Source organism: Halostella sp. PRR32, assembly GCF_034808085.1.
In the GTDB taxonomy this organism is placed as follows: Archaea; Halobacteriota; Halobacteria; order Halobacteriales; family Natronoarchaeaceae; genus Halostella; species Halostella pelagica.
In genome coordinates, this window is record NZ_JAXHGL010000207.1 from 1 (window position 1) to 255 (window position 255).

A 255-nucleotide genomic window follows, 5' to 3' on the forward strand; every position below is an offset into this window, starting at 1 on the left:
GTGGGCGTCGCCGTCGGCGCCCACGACGGCGTAGAGCGCGCCCAGCGGCTCGGCGACCGCCGCGAGCGCGACTGCCGCGACGAGCGTCGCGCCGAGGTACCAGACGATGTGCCGGCGCGTCGTCGTCTCACCGCGGACCACGGGCATCATCGGGAAGCCGCCGCGCTCGTAGTCGTCCTTGTAGGCCAACGCGAGGTTGTAGAAGTGCGCGGGCGTCCACAGGAAGATGATCGCGGCGAGCAGCAGTCCGCCACC

1 protein-coding gene is annotated in these 255 nt (G+C 72.2%); it reads right to left on the reverse strand.

What is annotated here, in order from left to right; genetic code table 11:
- On the reverse strand, positions 1–255 hold a 255-nt coding region (locus SM753_RS20895; protein WP_323192966.1), incomplete at both ends, for a UbiA family prenyltransferase.